Source organism: Marivita sp. (assembly GCF_965656765.1).
In the GTDB taxonomy this organism is placed as follows: domain Bacteria; phylum Pseudomonadota; class Alphaproteobacteria; order Rhodobacterales; family Rhodobacteraceae; genus Marivita.
The window spans coordinates 12740-30333 of sequence record NZ_CBFHLV010000006.1 but is presented as its reverse complement, the minus strand read 5'-3'; the positions used below and the strand labels follow the sequence as shown (position 1 = coordinate 30333).

Here is a 17594-nt window from a genome sequence, read left to right as displayed (position 1 = left end):
GAACAGAACATCCGGTTGTACGTTCCTTTGTCGCAAATACAAAGGAGCGACAGACAATGGCTGAACATGACACTCTCGTAATGCCCATCGCAAAAATGGCGCGGAGCAATGACAAATTCCGTGACGTGGTCTGGACCGGTGACAAGACACAGCTTGTTCTGATGGCCATCCCCGAAGGTGGCGAAATCGGCGGCGAAACACACGAGGGCCATGACCAGCTTTTGTATTTTGTGGACGGCATGGGCAAAGCCAAGATTGGCGAGACCGAGATGGCCATTTCGGCGGGCGATGTGGCGATTGTACCTTCGGGTAAGTACCACAACTTTAAAAACACCGGCACCGGCATGATGCGCCTCTACACCACGTATTCCCCACCCGAACATGCGCCGGGCACGGAGCATGAGAACAAAGCTGATGCCGAGGCCGATCCGAACGAGGATTAAACATCAGCAGTCTGGTGAACCAAAAAGGCCGCCCTATATCGGGGCGGCCTTTGACGTTTAGCTGCGGTCAGATCAGTTCTGGATCAAGTCCGGCAAGATCGTGACGATCCCCGGGAAGAACCAGAGCAAGGCCAGCCCCAACACCTGAATGCCCACAAACGGGATAACGCCACGGTAGATGTGCCCGGTCGTCACCTCTTTCGGGGCGACCCCTCTGAGGTAGAACAGCGCAAATCCGAAGGGTGGTGTCAGGAACGAGGTTTGCAGGTTGATCGCGATCATGATCGTGACCCATGCCGGATCCAGCGTTCCGCCGTAGATCACAGGACCGACGATGGGCACCACGATGTAAATGATCTCGAGGAAGTCCAAGACAAAGCCCAGAACGAACAGGATAAGCATCACAACAAGGAAAACGATGGTTTCATTGTCAAAAGACCGCAGGAAGTCCTGAATGTAATGTTCGCCACCAAACGAGATCAGCACGAGGTTCAAAAGCTGCGAACCGATCAAGATGGTGAACACCATCGACGTCACCTTCGCGGTTTCCCGCACCACCGGTCCAAGAATGTTGGTTCGATACAGCACCCAGCAACTGTAAAGCAGCCCGAAGAACGCAAAGTGATAGGCGATCTGTGCGATCACGAACGCGACCCAGTCTTCAACCGGGACAACCTCTCGCGTGATGCGCAGGTCAAAGTTCACGCCCAGAAGGATCATGATCACCAGCGCCAGAGACGCCCAGATAACGATCTTGGACGCGCCCTGTTCTTCGCTAAGCTTGCGGTACGCGGCAAGCATTATCGCGCCAGCGGCGCCCAAGGCGGCGGCTGGGGTCGGGTTGGTGATACCACCAAGGATGGAACCCAGAACGGCCACGATCAGAACAAGCGGCGGGAAGACCACGCGCAGCAGTTCATTCTTGGACAGTCGTCCCATCGCTGCCCAGACGCCATACATCGTCAGCACCATCGGGATCGCGAGGATCATAAAGCTCGCGCCAGACCCCGTTAGCGGCGTGATGAACATCACGTCGCACAGGAAGGCCAGAACCACGCCAATGCCACCCACAATCAACGGAAGTGGTACAGATGACGGTGACACGCCACGGGCAAGGATCAGAACCAGCGCCAGCAATGTGAATACAGTGGCAACGCCAGAGCCAATCGGAGCTGCGTTGTCTCGGGCTGCGATCAGTGCTGCAGTGCGCTCTTCCTCGGTCAGCTCGACGACTTCGCCCGTATCACCAGCTTCGGTCATCGCGGCACGCTGAGCCACGGCTTCGTCCCATGCCTCTTGACCGTGCAAATCGATCATCGCCACTTGGCACTGTTCAGACACGTTGGTCCGAAGGCTTGGCCCATCTTCGCGTTCGGCATAGTCAGACACGGAGATCGTCTGGCTGCCGATAAGACCAGAGCTAAAGCCAATGACAATAGCCAAAATGAGGCCCACCGGCGCAGCAAGATACCAAGTCAACGCTTCATTACGGGTGATCACTTCACCGGTTTCCCCCGCCATCTGCACAGGCGGTGCACTGGACGGACGGATTAGCGCAAAGACAAAAGCATATAGACCGTAAAGGAATGCAAGGAACAGGCCCGGCAGGAGTGCCGCCTGGAACAAGGTGCCGACCGACAGAACCGCCGGTTGTCCAAGGAAAGTCAGAGCATCGCCACAACCAACGAGCTGCGCGCGTGTCTCTTGACCCGTTGCGTAGAGGTCACCCACCAGCGTGCCGAGAAGAACGATCACGATGGACGGCGGAATGATCTGCCCCAACGTGCCGGATGCCGCAATCACTCCTGTTGCCAGTTCCGGCGAATAATTGTTGCGCAACATGGTCGGCAAGGCCAGCAAGCCCATTGTCACAACAGTTGCACCCACGATGCCGGTGGAGGCTGCAAGAAACGCGCCCACGATGACGATGGATACCGCCAAGCCACCCGGCAACGGGCCAAAGACGCGTGCCATTGATGTCAGCAGGTCTTCGGCGATGCGTGACCGTTCAAGCGTGATGCCCATCATAACGAACATCAGGACTGCCAGCAGGGTCTCGATGGACTGCCCCGCGATAACGCGTTCGTTGATCCGGTTCACGATGAAAGAGATATTCCGGTCCATCGCCTGTTCCCAGCCACCGGGAAACACAGGTTCTTCGATACGCGGTAAGTCCGGGTATCGGAACACGGATATGGCATCTCGGGCGATGCCTTCTGCTACCAATGCAGCGAATTCAGGTGATCCCTTGTCAATGGCTTGGTGGATCAGCAACCCAGCCGAGTCCAGAGCTGCAATGATGGCGAAAGAAATCATACCCGCCCCCGCGATGGCAAAAGCCACCGGAAAGCCTGTCATGATCCCGGCAAAGAGCGTCAGGAAGACAATGAGGATACCGACCTCGACTCCGTCCAGTCCGAAAAGCATCTTAGTTAGACCCCCAGTTTCGCGCCGGTTGCAGCGTCGTTGTTCGTTGTAATGTCATGAGTCTCAGGTCGATCCAGAGTGAATGGCATGCTCGAGTTCTTCGGCTTCGTCGCCAATCGAGTCTTTGTCGAAGTATTTGCCAATGCTCTCTTCGCCTTCGATGAATTCAAGCAGCGACCGCCAGAAGAAGGCAAACGCCTGCATGAAAACCATCACGCAGAAAAGAACGATCAGGATCTTGAAAAGGAAGTAGGCGTTGAACCCGTTAGGGCTGAAGCCGATGGTCTCTACGTTCCACCGGAAAATCCGGCTTTGCATCAACATGCGGTCAAGATCGCCGCTTGCGGTTACTGTGGGTGTCATCAGGTGACGCCACATGAAGAACCATGCGTAGAGGTAGGTGATCGTGACAGCCGGGATCATAAAGAACAGGCTGCCAAACATGTCGATGGCGCGGCGTGTCCGGTGCTTTACGGCCGAATACACAAGGTCGACGCGGACGTGGCTGCCCTGAACAAACGTGTAGGACACGCACAGGCAGACGACGATCGCGTTCCAGAACTTCAGACCTTCCGCCCACCAGCTGAGGTCATAGGCCAAAGCCGTTCCGAGCGGCCCAATCTGGATTTCAGCGACGCGGAAGATGCGCTGCAGGAAAACAATCATGACCTGGATCAGGATCATCAACACCCCTGCCCATGCGGCGGTTCGACCGACGGCATTGGCAATGCCTTCGAGTACGCGCACACAGTACCAAAGGATGTCGCGCTTCCAGAACAAGCCGAGCGCAGTGATCACAAAGAAGGTGACGATAACGACAAAGAAAAGCTCAACGGACGCGCCGTAATAGATGAACCGCATCACAGCTTCGGGATTGGACCAATTGAGCCACGCGCCCGGATTGGTGATCGCGAGAAGCAAGTGATAAGGGGCCAGCGCTATATTCTGCAGCACCCATAAAATGGAATCGATCATTCGGATTGTCCCCCCGACACGCGGCCCGCACTACGGACACGGCGATCATGGTCACTTTGGTCGAAAGGCCCCGCCCGCCCCGATATTGGGGCGGGCGAGGCCAGTATCATTTCTGCAAGTGGCAGATTAGCCCGCGTTTACGCGGTTACGCTGACGCATGAATTCGCCATCGGCAATCTCGTACCATCCGGCCGATTCTGCCATCGACGCAAAATAGCTCTCAGCGATTTTCGCATACATTGGATCGCTCATGTTCTCTTCGCGAACCTCTGCCGCAGCAGAACCAAACGCATCCCAGACTTCATCCGGGAATTCGCGTGTCTGAACGCCGCCAGCCTGCAAACGAGCCAGCGCCGCGCCGTTTTCAGCAAGTGTCAGTGCTGTGTTCTGCGCGTGTGCAGCCTCACATGCGATCTTACAGATGTTCTGGTGCAACGGCGAAAGCGAGTCCCAGATCTCTTGGTTGAACACCATCGACAGGGTCGAGCCCGGCTCGTGGAAGCCCGATGTGTAGTAAAGGTTGGTCACTTCCTGGAAGCCCATACGCTCGTCTGCGTAAGGTCCGATCCATTCCGCACCGTCGATCTGGCCGGACGCAAGCGCCTGGTAGATTTCGCCGCCTGGAATGTTCTGAACGGATGCGCCGAGGCGACCAAGCACCTGACCACCTTGACCCGGCATGCGGAAACGCAAACCCTGCAGGTCTTCGACCGAGTTGATTTCTTTGTTGAACCAACCGCCCGGCTGCATGGCTGTCTGACCAACCATCAAAGGCTTGAGGCCAAAGAGACCGGACAGCTCGTCATGCAGTTCCTGACCGCCACGACGATAATACCAGTTCGCCATTTCCTGCGCAGTCATGCCGAACGGCACGGATGTGAAGAATGCGAAAGCCGGGTGCTGGTTGAGGAAGTAATATTCTGCCGAGTGATACACGTCGGCCTGCCCCGAGGACACGGCGTCGAACACTTCGAACGCGCCAACGAGCGAGCCTGCGGACATTTTGTTGAACGACAAAGCGCCGTCCGTCATCGTTGTGATGTAGTCGATTGCGAGCTGTGCCGCGTCATCGAAGATCGCAAAGCCGTCAGGCACCGAAGTGACCAATGTCAGTGTACGGTTGCCTTGAGCAATTGCTGGTGCAGCCAGCGTGGTCGCTGCCGCGGCCCCTGCGCCAACAGTAGACGTCCGCAAGAATGAACGACGATCCATGTATTTCCTCCCCTGAGTTTTGGATGCACAAAAACAGCCAGTCCGCTGTTTGCGCGGATCATTTAGTGGGACGGACGGTAATCAGAAAAAATTTTGAATGCAAATAATTAACTGCGCTTACATGCGTATAAATTTTAGGCACAAATAGCAGATTTTCTTCTATTTTTCCGGCTTCTTCTGATTACACACCTTAAGACTTGATGAAGCAGCAGAACACCTTAATTCTTGGCGGTTGGTTCACGCATTGCAAATGGTTCGCCGCAAAACGGGTGATCCTGAATAACCCAATTCGCGCTAAAGGCGAACACCAAAGCGCCAAATGAAGGTTGCGGCGCTAGCTGATCCTTGGTGCGCGTCGGTCTTTACAAATAAAGCGCATGTATGATGACCGGATGATGCATTCTCAGACGCCATACAGATGAGAGGTGCGCCATCATAAATGGGCGAAACAACGTTTTGGTCCGAGAGGTGCATGTCATCCCCGGACTTGGAAAAGCCCATGATGTGCGCAACAACGATAAAGCCCGCCAATATCGCCGCGTGGCATGTCGAAAAGGCCCGCGCCCGCATATTTCGTTTTCCCAGCATCAATGCCTCCGGTCGGCGCAATAGGTGAACTGATTGGTTCACTTTAAGGAGCGCCTTACGTCACATGCAATTCTCATCTTCGCGCGCGAACGCACATCCAATGTGTTTGCATCACGGTGAATCAGCAAAAAAGCGGCACAAAACGCTGGTGATTTTCCGGAAATTTCAATTCGACAGCTATAAATGGTAATAAGTGACAAGAAAATCTTGCTTTGAAGTACTTTTTTCTTGGTTTTCGATGTTGACGCCCCCGTTTGGCCGCCATAATGTCCCGCCACGCGAAAATGAGCCAACATGGCACACGTCCTAGTCATTGTAGAGAAAGCGCGCATGGGCCGGTAACGGAACCAAATACGATCCCATGCGCCCCCGACTGAAAAGCGGGGGTTTTTTTTCGCGTAACGAACAGAAGTGTCTGTAAACGGAGCAAAGCGATGACACGTCAAATGACCGGAGCGAAAATGGTAGTTCAAGCCCTGAAGGATCAGGGTGTGGACACAGTATTCGGGTATCCCGGTGGCGCTGTGCTACCGATTTACGACGAGATTTTTCAACAGAATGGCATTCGCCATTACCTTGTTCGTCACGAACAAGGCGCGGTGCACGCCGCCGAGGGCTATGCCCGCGCAACCGGCAAGCCCGGTGTGGTTCTGGTAACCTCTGGCCCCGGTGCGACAAACGCAGTGACCGGATTGACCGATGCGTTGATGGACAGCATCCCGATTGTTGTCCTTACAGGACAGGTTCCGACCTTTATGATCGGCTCGGACGCGTTTCAGGAAGCCGACACTGTAGGCATCACGCGCCCCTGCACCAAGCACAACTGGCTGGTCAAAGACACCGACGCTCTGTCAGGCGTTCTCCACGAAGCCTTTCATGTGGCCACAACCGGCCGCCCAGGCCCTGTTCTGGTGGACATTCCAAAGGATGTTCAATTCGCGACAGGCGAATACACTGAAAAGACCAAAGCCAAAGTCAGCCATTACCAGCCACAGGTCAAAGGCGACATGGAGACCATCACTCAGCTGGTCGAAGCGATCGAGACAGCCGAGCGTCCGGTCTTCTATACAGGCGGCGGCGTCATCAATTCGGGCCCTGGCGCAAGCCAGTTGCTGCGTGAATTGGTCGAAGCGACAGGCATGCCAATCACCTCGACCCTGATGGGCCTTGGCGCATATCCAGCGTCGGGCAAGCATTGGTTGGGCATGCTGGGGATGCATGGCCTTTACGAGGCCAACCTTGCGATGCATGGATGCGATCTGATGATCAATATCGGTGCCCGTTTTGACGACCGGATCACCGGGCGTCTGGATGCCTTCAGCCCTAAGTCAAAGAAGGCGCATATCGACATTGATCCCAGCTCGATCAACAAGGTCATCAAGACAGACATGCCGATCATCGGCGATGTAGGTCATGTGCTCGAAGATATCCTCAAGGTCTGGAAAGCGCGCGGTCGCAAGGTCAACAGCGAAGCCTTGCGCAAATGGTGGGCCCAGATCGACCAATGGCGCGCAGTTGATTGCCTCAAGTATAAGCCGTCGGGCAAGGCCATCCGTCCGCAATATGCGCTTGATCGGCTTGAGCAACTGACCAAGGGCCGTGATCGGTACATCACCACCGAAGTGGGCCAACACCAGATGTGGGCTGCGCAGTACCTTGGGTTTGAAGATCCAAACCGCTGGATGACTTCGGGCGGTCTTGGCACAATGGGATACGGCACGCCGGCATCTATTGGCGTGCAGGTTGCGCACCCAGACGCGCTGGTCATCAACGTGGCCGGTGAAGCGTCGTGGCTGATGAACATGCAAGAGATGGGCACAGCAGTACAATACCGCCTGCCAGTCAAACAGTTCATCCTGAACAATGAACGTTTGGGCATGGTGCGCCAATGGCAGGAATTGTTGCACGGCGAACGCTATTCGCAATCCTGGTCAGAAGCCCTGCCCGATTTCGTAAAGCTGGCCGAGGCGTTTGGGTGCAAGGGTATCCTTTGCCAAGATCCGGCAGATCTTGATGATGCAATCATGGAAATGCTGGACTACGACGGACCGGTCATTTTTGACTGCCTGGTCGAAAAACATGAGAACTGCTTCCCGATGATCCCGTCGGGCGAGCCACACAACAAGATGCTTCTGGGTGAAGCCAGCACCAAGGATGCTATCGGCACCAAAGGCGCGGTGATGGTGTAAGGCTTTGGGCCGGTTTAGCCCGGCCTGATCCGTGGGGGGCCAGCCCGCACACACCGTCCTTTCAGTGGGGGCCAGCCCCCACACCCCCGGCATATTTGGAAAAAGAAGAAGATCATGTCTCCACTGAACATCAAAAAAGGCTCGACCAAGCATTCAGCCTACAATCTGCGCCCAACGTTTTCCGATGTGCAGGAAACTCACACCCTTGCCGTTCTGGTCGACAATGAGCCAGGTGTGCTGGCACGGGTGATCGGCCTGTTTTCAGGTCGTGGCTACAACATCGACAGCCTGACGGTTGCCGAAGTAGATCACGCCGGACACACCAGCCGCATCACCATCGTGACAACTGGAACGCCGCAGGTGATCGAACAGATCAAAGCACAGCTTGGCCGTATCGTACCTGTGCACGAGGTGCATGATCTCACCGTCGAAGGCGGGTCAGTTGAACGGGAATTGGCGCTGATCAAGGTTGAAGGATCCGGCGACAAGCGGGTCGAAGCCTTGCGCCTTGCTGACATCTTCCGCGCGCAGGTGGTGGACAGCACGCTGGAGAGCTTTGTATTTCAGATCACCGGTACGCCCGAGAAGGTTGACGCGTTTGTAGACCTGATGCGTCCGTTAGGACTCGTCGAAGTGGCGCGCACCGGCGTTGCCGCATTGTCCCGCGGCGTCTGACATCAAATGAAAGTGACTGGGGGCTGAAAGCCCCCCGACACATCATCCCGGTATGACAACGTTACCCGGAGCACGCCAGTTTTGGCTGTGCAGAAATGTCAAAATACTGAGACAATTCAACGACCTTTGGTGAGCTTTTAACGGGCGTAACAGCCGCTTTGTGCGCAACATCCGGCTGACCTGCGCGCAGTTTCTCCGGTAAGTCAGGCGAATGCGATGGCATCAGCACCTGCGGATTACGGGCTTTTCGAACGTTTTCTTGCACGACCACATCAAATTGGATGAGATCACCTGCATCTAGCGCAGGCGCGTCATGAATGCTTCCGTCACCTGGTGTGTAATATGCAAGTTCGCCTTGGTCTTCGCACCAAATAACAGCCTTTTGCGCTGCCGCGTCTGACCACAACACCACACCGAACATATTCTGCGGTTTCATATCAAAGGTTCCCCATCTTAGAGCCCTAATGTGTTAATTTTTTTAATGCTGCGACATCCTGAACTGTGCATCGCGGGCAAAATTCTTGTGTCAGCACACCCCACAACTGACGCCGTTTAGCGTCACTCCTGCTGCCGTTTGGCATCACATGACGTATGAATTGTTGTGATTTGCAAATTGCCAAGGTTGGATCCATGTGTACGCCGTAAGCTCGATCTGTTCTAAGAAAAGCGCGTAAAGATTTAATCATTAAAAGTGATACCCGTTAAACGTGAACCGCCCCACACCTTCTGAATTGCGCAACACGCTAGGTGCCAATCTTCGTGAATTGGCCAAAACAACTGGGTCGATTTCTGCGCTGTGTCGTGATCTTGGGATCAACCGGACACAGTTTAACAGATACCTGTCAGGCGAAAGCTTTCCGCGACCGGATGTTCTGTTTCGTATTTGCCAATATTTCAACGTCGATGCCCGCATCATTCTAGAGCCCCTTTCTGATATCGGAACAAATTCGAAATCATTACTGGGCCATCCAGAAATCAGTGATTTCCTGTCGGGTGGCATTGAACAATTGCAGGAGACAAGTTTTCCTGCAGGCTTTTACAAGTTTGTACGCCGTAGTTTTCTGGACGACGCATTGTTCGTACAAGGCTTGGTTTATGTCTATCGGAAGGACGGTGCAACCTTTCTGCGCGGCTATGAACCCAAGAATGCAATGGTGCAACAGGGGTTGCCGAACGATGCCATTAGCCGGGAGTTTCGCGGCGTTCTACTGGCGCAGGAAGGCGGCGTGGCCGGCTTGGTCAGTCGGCGCAACACCATGACCACTTCGTTCAATTACTTGACCCAAGTGCCATCTTTCCGGAACAATTATTGGGTCGGCTATACCGCCCGTACCGTCCGGGAAAACGTCACCGGATCGCGGATCACGCGGTTGGTCTACAAACATTTGGGAACGACTGGTGCCGAAGTGCGCGCAGCCGCGCGTACATCAGGATTTCTGTCAGCAGACAAACTTGACACATACGAGCGCAATCAACTGCGGATCGATGCACCATTTATTTGAGCCGTGACGCGGGTCGGTAGACGTCCGTTTGTGTCGCGATTTGACGCGACCGGTTACGGAACGTGCAGCATCTTCAGCGTCACCACATGTTCGGAGGCAGTGATGACGGTACTGGATCCCATACTTGCAGACGTGCAGAAACCGACCGCACAGGCGCGGGGCTTGCCCAATGCTCACTACACTGATCCGGCCATGTTTGCCGAAGAACGAGATGCCTTGTTCGGCGCCGGCTGGGCTGGATTGGCGGTGGCTGCTGACGTACCCGAAATCGGCGATGCTCTTCCTATCACCTTTCTGGATATTCCGCTGTTGCTGATCCGTGGGCGCGACAACGCTGTTAGGGTCTTCCAGAACATCTGTCGTCATCGGGGCATGATTCTGGTCGAAGAGCCCCGCAAGATCGAAGGGGCTATCCGCTGCCCCTACCATTCTTGGTGCTACAGCACACAAGGCCAGCTTGTCGCGACACCGCATGTCGGCGGCCCGGGTTTCAATTCACACAAGGACGTGGATCGCACCACACTTGGCCTGATTGAAGTGCGCAGCCATATCTGGCGCGACGTAGTTTGGATCAACCTTTCCGGCAAAGCCCCCGATTTCGAGGTGGCAATGGCAGATGTGATCACCCGTTGGGCCGAATTCGATCAACCACAGCACCACGGCGGAGCGGACAGCCGGTTTACGCTTGCCGTGAATGGTAACTGGAAGCTGGCTATTGAGAACTATTGCGAGAGTTATCACCTGCCGTGGGTGCATCCCGGGTTAAACAGCTATTCGCGGCTCGAGGATCATTACAACATCGAACAGGATGGTATGGCATCCGGCCAAGGCACCCTAGTCTATCGTCAATTGCGTAACGAAACGGGTGCCAGCTTTCCGGATTTCGCAGACCTTGATGCGCAGTGGGATGCAGGTGCGGAATACCTGTCGGTTTATCCCAATGTCATGCTGGGTGTGCACCGCGACCATAGCTTTGCGATTATCTTGCGCCCCGAAGGTCCTGGTCGCACGGAAGAGCATGTTCATCTGTACTATGCGACGCCCGAGACCGACGATACCTTGCGCCGTAAAAATGCGGCGCAATGGAAAGAGGTATTCGAGGAAGACATCTTTGTCGTTGAAGGCATGCAGCGCGGACGACGCGCGCCCGGGTTCGACGGTGGGCGGTTTTCACCTGCTATGGATGGCCCAACCCATTGCTTCCACCGCTGGGCTGCGAACCGGATCGCACAGCACCGTCAGGTTGGATGACCCAGCACCTACATCAGGCTTTGTTAGACGCGCATGATCGCGGCGACACAGATGCGCTAATCCAGCTATACCATCAGGCCGCCGATACCGCCGAGAGCCAAGACGCGGCTGGGTTCTATTTGACCCATGCCTATGTCTTTGCGCTCGAGGCCGGTGACAACCGGGCTGGGGCCTTGCGGGATGCGCTGGTCGCTTTGGGACGAGACACCGCGCACTCCATAGAAAACTGATCTGATGTCAGGGCTGATCCAGCACCATCGGCGGCGTGCGCACCTGGTCGTAAATGTGCCACGTCGAATGCCCAAGCAAAGGCAGAGCGACGAACAGGCCCAGAAACCCGGGGATTAAAGCAACGAAGGTCACAACAGCGACAAACGCCCCCCAGCCGAGCATAATCATTGGGTTTGCCATCACATATTGGAACGAGGTGATCATCGCCGTTACGAAATCGACCTCGCGATCCAACAACAGAGGCAGCGCGATCACCGTTATGTTGAACAACAAGATCGCGAAGAGCGCACCAACCACACTCCCGACCCCCAGCATCATCAAACCGTTTGTCGACAGGTAGACGTCAAACGAGCTGGACACATTCGTCATCGTGCTGAGGCCCAGAAACAGGGCAAAGATCATGTGGGCCAGAAAGAACCAGAACAGAAACACCATGATAATAATGGCGCAAATCGACGGCAATTGCCTACGTGACTGGTATAGAACCACGCCCATGATCTCGGACGGCACCAGTGGATCGCCACGCTCCAACTTGCGGCTGACCTCGTAAAATCCGACCGCGGCAAATGGGCCGATCAGTGGAAACCCTATGGCAGCCAGAACAAGCCAATAGGTGGTGCCCGTCCACAGAGTGATCCATGAAATGCCCCACCCGGCAAGAACGTAAAACCCGGCAAAGACCACCGCATATCCAGGCGCGCGGATCAAGTCTTGCCAACCGCGCTTTAACGCCGTTTGCAACGTGCCCACTGACACTTCACCAAGTGTCGGCACTCCATGTTCAGGGGTGTCCCTCATGCCATCCTCCCAAGCATGACGTTCGCGCCCATGCATGAAAGACATTATTGCAAGCTTTGGCAACCGGTTGCGGACCAAACATCTCGAATAGGCAAAACAAAGGTATTCGCCAACCGGGCGTTCGCCTATTCTGCGCGGGCGTCGGCGCGGGACTTTCCGGACACATTCAAGGCAAGCGTTGCGGCCATGAACGGGTCAAGATCACCGTCCAGAACCCCCTTTGTATCCGAGGTTTCATGGCCCGTGCGCAGGTCTTTGACCATCTGGTACGGCTGCAAGACATACGACCTGATCTGGTTGCCCCATCCCGCATCACCTTTGGCTTCGTGGGCAGCGTTGATCGCTTCGTTCCGGCGGTCCAGTTCAAGCTGGTAAAGACGCGACTTGAGCGCCTTCATCGCGATATCCCGGTTTTGGTGCTGGGACTTTTCCGAACTCGTCACCACGATTCCAGTTGGCGCGTGCGTGATCCGCACGGCCGAGTCAGTCGTGTTGACGTGCTGACCACCTGCCCCTGATGATCGGTAGGTGTCGATACGGATATCGGCAGGGTTCACTTCGATCTCGATATTGTCGTCTACGACAGGATAGACCCAAACCGAGCAAAACGAAGTATGACGCTTGGCGGCACTGTCGAACGGCGAAATGCGCACCAAACGATGCACACCAGATTCAGACTTCAGCCAGCCATAGGCGTTGGGGCCAGAAATCTTGTAGGCGGCGGATTTGATGCCAGCTTCTTCACCCGGTGTTTCGGCCTGCTTTTCGACCTCATACCCATGCTGTTCGGCCCAGCGAACATACATCCGCGCAAGCATATTGGCCCAGTCACAGCTTTCCGTACCGCCTGCGCCCGAATTGATCTCAAGGAAGGTGTCGTTGCCGTCAGCCTCGCCATCCAGCAAGGCTTCCAATTCCTTTTTGGCGGCTTTGTCAGCCAGAGTTTTGAGCGTGTTTTCAGCGTCGGTAACGACCTCTTGATCCTCCTCCATCTCGCCAAGTTCAATCATCTCAACATTGTCGCTGAGGTCTTGCTTGATCGAGGTGTACGTCTCGATTGCATCCACCAACATCTGCCGGTCGCGCATCAACTTTTGTGCAGCGGCTGGATCATCCCACAGGTTCGGATCCTCAACACGTGCGTTGAATTCCTCCAGCCGGTGCTGGGCGGTTTCCCAATTCAATCGCTGCGCCAGCAATTTCAGGGATTTCTCAATCTGTTCAACAGTGTTCTGGATTTCAGCGCGCATTGGCGATCCTGTATGCTGGGGCCTTGGTAGACATGGTGATAGACCAGCGACGTCGCCCCTTCAAGGCAGCGCAACCGGCCCAAAACAAGGCGTGATGTCAGTAAAGCCCACCAGAGCTTAGGGTGCCGAACGACGCTTTCGGCCCAACAATACCAGTCCCTCCGCTTGAGGTGGTGACTTGCTTTGTGGCCTCGCTGCCGCCGCTATACAGCTCAAAGTTTGATCCCATAGCAAAGCCGCCGTCGAACTGAATGCCAAAAATAGGCTCCTCGCCTTCACGGAAGCATTCGGCCACGACGTTTTCACCGCTTGCCCCATCCGACAGGCGCGCACCGGTATTGCGGTTAATCTTGATAAATTGGCAGCTTTCCGGGGCACGGAATTCGCGACCTCCGAATTTGGCGACAGCTTTCTGCATGAACGCGTTAAAGACCGGCCCACACATGCCACCGCCAGAGGCGCCACGGCCAAGTGTCCGTGGTTGGTCATACCCGATGTAGCAGCCAGCAACGATATTCGATGTAAAGCCCACGAACCAAACATCCTTGGCGTCATTCGTTGTCCCGGTCTTCCCTGCAGTTGGGACCGGCAGGTTTACGGTCCTGCGCGCAGTGCCACGATCGACAACGCCCTGCATCATAGACGTCAACTGATAGGCCGTGACTTCGTTCATCACGCGTTCACGGTTGCTGCGTACGGTCGGGCCCTGCCCCGGTTGCAGGCTGGCCAGGGTGCAATCTTCGCAGACCCGCTGATCGTGCTTGTAGACGGTGTTGCCATAACGGTCTTGGACTCGGTCGACCAAAGTCGGTTCAACCCGTTCACCGCCGTTCGCAAACATCGCGTAGGCCGACACCATCTTGAACAGTGTCGTTTCATCTGCACCTAGCGCATTGGCCAAAACCCGGCCCATATCTTCATAAACACCAAATTTTTCGGCATATCTCGCGACCGTGTCCATGCCGACTTCTTGGGCCAGACGAATGGTCATCAGGTTCCGCGATTGTTCGATGCCGGTGCGCAGCGGCGTTGGGCCATAAAACCGGTTTGACGCATTCTGCGGACGCCAAACCCCTTGCGGAGTGTTGATTTCAATCGGCGCGTCCACAACAATCGTTGCAGGTGAGTACCCACTGTCCAAAGCCGCTGCGAAAACGAAGGGTTTAAAGCTCGAGCCCGGCTGGCGTTCGGCCTGTGTCGCACGATTGAAAACAGAATGCTGGTAGCTGAAACCACCCTGCATCGCGATAACGCGCCCAGTGTTCACATCCATCGCCATAAACGCACCCTGCACGTCTGGCACCTGCCGCAAAGTCCAACGGATGAAGCTGCCATCACTGTCGGACGTCATGCGGCGCACATGCACCACGTCTCCGACTTGGACGAGATCACCGGCGACCTGACCACGGCGACCCAATGAGCCGTCGTCATTGCGCTTGCGTGCCCATTGTACGTCATTTGCGGGAATCCAGTGCCCGTCTTCATCGTCCGGCACGCCTTCGATACCAATGCGCGCGTCGTTTTGGCCAACCTCAAGCACAACGGCCGGGTACCAAGGGTTTTCGAGCAAAATGTCGCGCGCGATGGTGACATTGGACAAGGCATCCCGCCATGTGGTGGTGTCGGCCAACTGATCAACCGGAATGCTTTGGCCTGTTCCACGCCACACGCCTTGCGACCGGTCATAGCTTTCAAGCGCGCGTTGCAGTGCATCCTCTGCTTCAAGCTGGAGTTCGCGATCCAGGGTCGCGCGCACACTAAAACCGCCCGAGAAAAACTCACCTTCACCGAAATCGACGCTCAATTGACGGCGGATTTCATCAGTGAAGTAGTTGCGCGGCGGCAACGCATCGCGGAACGGAGCATAGTCACCGTTTTGTACGGATTTAAGAGGCATCGCCACTTCAGATTGGTATGTCGGCTCATCAAGATACCCGTTCTCGAACATCTCTTTCAGAACAAAATCCCGACGCGCCAGCAGCCGTTCTTTGCGGCGCACAGGGTGAAATTCGGACGGAGCTTTCGGCATCGACGCCAGTGTTGCGGCTTCGTGTGGGGCCAATTCGACCAATGACTTGTTGAAATAGGTCTGCGCGGCGGCAGTCACACCATAGGAGTTCTGACCCAGAAAAATCTCGTTCATATAAAGTTCGAGGATCTTGTCTTTGGACAGCGTGTCTTCGATCCGAGAGGCTAGGATGATTTCCTTGATCTTGCGTTCCACCCGGCGATCCCCGGACAGAAGAAAGTTCTTCATGACCTGCTGTGTAATGGTCGAAGCACCGCGCACGTCACGACCGCCGGATGCGACCGCATCAAACGCCGCTGCCGCAATACCACGCAGGTCATACCCCTTGTGTTCGTAGAAGTTCTTGTCTTCCGCCGAGATAAACGCCTGTTTTACGAGGTCAGGAATTTCATTCGCGGGCGTGAACAAACGCCGTTCCTGCGCGAATTCGTCAATGATCCGACCTTCGACAGAATAAATCCGGCTGATCGTTGGCGGCGTATATTGCGCAAGACTTTCGTGACTGGGCAGATCGCGACCGTACATCCAGAAGACGCCGCCCACGCCAAGCGCCACCATCATCAGCCCCATGGTGACTAGGGTGAAGATGGCCCCAAAGAATGACAGGATAAATCTGGTCACGGCGCGTCCCTGTTTCAGTTACATACCCCTACAAAAACGGGGCCAATTGGTCAAAACACATTGCCGTTCAAACCGGCGTTCAGTTGCCTATGACGCAAGGTCACGGGCCGTTGTCAGTTCCGCCGCAGCGGGGCAAGCGCGCTGTCCTCGTCACGCCATGCAATGATGCCGTCGCGGATACCCGCGGCCATGCCTTGGCGCCAGATCGGATCGCTCAGGTTCTTGAGGTCTTCGTCGGTGGACAGGAACCCGACCTCAAGCAGCACTGACGGAATATCCGCCGCCTTGAGAACCGAAAAGCCCGCGTTGCGCAAAGGGCGTTTGTGCACACGGCCCACAGCATTCTGAATGCCTGCCAGCATGTGTTTCGCCAAAGCTTCACTGCGCGGCGCATTGTCTAGACGTGCAAGGCTCATCAGAACATTTGCCACGCGGTCGTCCGATTGGCTCAGATCAATGCCCGCCAACAAATCATCGCGATTGTGCCGTTCGGCCAAAGCCGCAGAGGCTGCGTCAGAGGCATCATCAGACAAAGTATACACCGCAGCGCCACGCGCCTCGCCTTCGGCCAGTGCATCGGCGTGAAGCGAAATAAAGATGTCAGCCCCCGCAGTGCGTGCCGCGGCCACACGCGCTTCAAGCGAGACAAAGTAATCCCCTTCGCGTGTCATGAGCACGTCAAAGCCCCCTGCCCGTCGCAATACATCCTGCAATTCACGTCCAAAGGTCAGCATTAAATCCGCCTCGCGGACCTCGCCCCGTTCGGCCCCCGGGTCGATTCCGCCGTGCCCCGGGTCCAGCACGATTACAAGTCGGTTTGGATCGCGTGGCTTCACGACGGGCACATCCGCCGCTTTCGGCAAATCCCAACGCGCGTCGCGCGGCGCGCCGGAAGCCGCGGCAAATGTTTCCAGATCGACGCGCTCGAGCTGCACGCTGATTGTTGCAGCACCGGTCGTCGTGTTGGTCACCAGCTCTGCGCTTTCGACCTGCATCGGCTCGGCCAGTTCGGCGACCAATCGCGACCAACCGGGACGATAGCCCCCCATACGCAGTGTCGTGACTGAATCTGCAGAATCAAGCGATGCAGGGTCAACATCGCCCCACTGAACCTCGCGAAAATCCATTACTAGCCGATTGGGCGACGTGAGCGTGAACACACGCCAAGGAACGCCCTGGCTGATGTCCAGCCAAAGCTCAGCGCCGCCCCAGCGATCGGTGAAGCGGCCGTCCTCGAACCGCGCTAGCGCGCCGAGGTCCTGCGCCACGCTTGCACTGACCATCCACACAGACAGCATCATTGCCGAAACCAGTTTCAGAACACCGCTCATGTACTCACCTTGGCCTCTGTTCGGGCCTTTGGCACATCATATAGGATTCGCCCCATATGTGACAGTCTGGAT

General features: G+C 55.8%; 14 protein-coding genes. 6 read left to right on the top strand and 8 right to left on the bottom strand.

The features are described 5' to 3' along the window. The first annotated feature begins 56 nt into the window (after positions 1-56). The gene (locus ACTG4M_RS03270; RefSeq protein ID WP_439122201.1) at positions 57-443 is read left to right on the top strand and encodes a cupin domain-containing protein; all 387 of its coding nucleotides are present in this window, start codon (positions 57-59) and stop codon (positions 441-443) included. A 72-nt stretch (positions 444-515) separates the two neighbouring features. Here ACTG4M_RS03270 and ACTG4M_RS03265 read toward each other — a convergent pair whose 3' ends face one another. The 3 genes from ACTG4M_RS03265 to ACTG4M_RS03255 all read right to left on the bottom strand — a co-directional run bounded on the left by ACTG4M_RS03265 (position 516) and on the right by ACTG4M_RS03255 (position 5057). Then, positions 516-2870, bottom strand: coding sequence for a TRAP transporter large permease (locus ACTG4M_RS03265; RefSeq protein WP_439122200.1), 2355 nt, complete (start codon positions 2868-2870; stop codon positions 516-518). 63 nt (positions 2871-2933) lie between these two features. Continuing rightward, on the bottom strand, positions 2934-3845 hold the full coding sequence (locus ACTG4M_RS03260) for a TRAP transporter small permease subunit (protein ID WP_439122199.1): 912 nt from the start codon (positions 3843-3845) through the stop codon (positions 2934-2936). Between the two features lie 126 nt (positions 3846-3971). After that, positions 3972-5057 carry a TRAP transporter substrate-binding protein gene (locus ACTG4M_RS03255; protein ID WP_439122198.1) on the bottom strand — a complete coding sequence of 362 codons (1086 nt, stop codon included), beginning with the start codon at positions 5055-5057 and terminating at the stop codon, positions 3972-3974. 1022 nt (positions 5058-6079) lie between these two features. Between ACTG4M_RS03255 and ACTG4M_RS03250 the strand changes: the two genes are divergently transcribed. Both ACTG4M_RS03250 and ilvN read left to right on the top strand, forming a co-directional pair. After that, positions 6080-7834 carry an acetolactate synthase 3 large subunit gene (locus ACTG4M_RS03250; RefSeq protein ID WP_439122197.1) on the top strand — a complete coding sequence of 585 codons (1755 nt, stop codon included), beginning with the start codon at positions 6080-6082 and terminating at the stop codon, positions 7832-7834. 114 nt (positions 7835-7948) lie between these two features. After that, on the top strand, positions 7949-8509 hold the full coding sequence (gene ilvN / locus ACTG4M_RS03245; protein ID WP_439122196.1) for an acetolactate synthase small subunit: 561 nt from the start codon (positions 7949-7951) through the stop codon (positions 8507-8509). 61 nt (positions 8510-8570) lie between these two features. On the opposite strand, the gene ACTG4M_RS03240 is transcribed toward ilvN, so the two are convergent. After that, positions 8571-8945, bottom strand: a complete 375-nt coding sequence (locus ACTG4M_RS03240) for a hypothetical protein (protein ID WP_439122195.1) — start codon at positions 8943-8945, stop codon at positions 8571-8573. 271 nt (positions 8946-9216) lie between these two features. Here ACTG4M_RS03240 and ACTG4M_RS03235 point away from each other — a divergent pair, with 271 nt between their 5' ends. From ACTG4M_RS03235 to ACTG4M_RS03225, 3 genes are all read left to right on the top strand, one after another. After that, positions 9217-10011 (top strand): helix-turn-helix domain-containing protein, encoded by a 795-nt coding sequence (locus tag ACTG4M_RS03235; RefSeq protein WP_439122194.1) that lies wholly within the window; start codon positions 9217-9219, stop codon positions 10009-10011. A gap of 102 nt (positions 10012-10113) precedes the next feature. Further along, positions 10114-11262: an aromatic ring-hydroxylating oxygenase subunit alpha gene (locus tag ACTG4M_RS03230; protein ID WP_439122193.1), complete on the top strand. Its 1149-nt coding sequence runs from the start codon at positions 10114-10116 to the stop codon at positions 11260-11262. Continuing rightward, positions 11259-11492 carry a hypothetical protein gene (locus ACTG4M_RS03225; protein ID WP_439122192.1) on the top strand — a complete coding sequence of 78 codons (234 nt, stop codon included), beginning with the start codon at positions 11259-11261 and terminating at the stop codon, positions 11490-11492. The genes ACTG4M_RS03230 and ACTG4M_RS03225 overlap by 4 nt, the downstream gene beginning before the upstream one ends. A gap of 7 nt (positions 11493-11499) precedes the next feature. Here ACTG4M_RS03225 and ACTG4M_RS03220 read toward each other — a convergent pair whose 3' ends face one another. The 4 genes from ACTG4M_RS03220 to ACTG4M_RS03205 all read right to left on the bottom strand — a co-directional run bounded on the left by ACTG4M_RS03220 (position 11500) and on the right by ACTG4M_RS03205 (position 17522). Beyond that, positions 11500-12291 carry a DUF2189 domain-containing protein gene (locus ACTG4M_RS03220; RefSeq protein ID WP_439122191.1) on the bottom strand — a complete coding sequence of 264 codons (792 nt, stop codon included), beginning with the start codon at positions 12289-12291 and terminating at the stop codon, positions 11500-11502. A gap of 125 nt (positions 12292-12416) precedes the next feature. Beyond that, positions 12417-13541 carry a peptide chain release factor 2 gene (gene prfB / locus ACTG4M_RS03215; protein ID WP_439122190.1) on the bottom strand — a complete coding sequence of 375 codons (1125 nt, stop codon included), beginning with the start codon at positions 13539-13541 and terminating at the stop codon, positions 12417-12419. Positions 13542-13638: 97 nt separating this feature from the next. Further along, positions 13639-16191, bottom strand: coding sequence for a penicillin-binding protein 1A (locus tag ACTG4M_RS03210; RefSeq protein WP_439122189.1), 2553 nt, complete (start codon positions 16189-16191; stop codon positions 13639-13641). Positions 16192-16304: 113 nt separating this feature from the next. After that, positions 16305-17522, bottom strand: a complete 1218-nt coding sequence (locus tag ACTG4M_RS03205; protein ID WP_439122188.1) for an N-acetylmuramoyl-L-alanine amidase — start codon at positions 17520-17522, stop codon at positions 16305-16307. Positions 17523-17594: the final 72 nt, after the last annotated feature.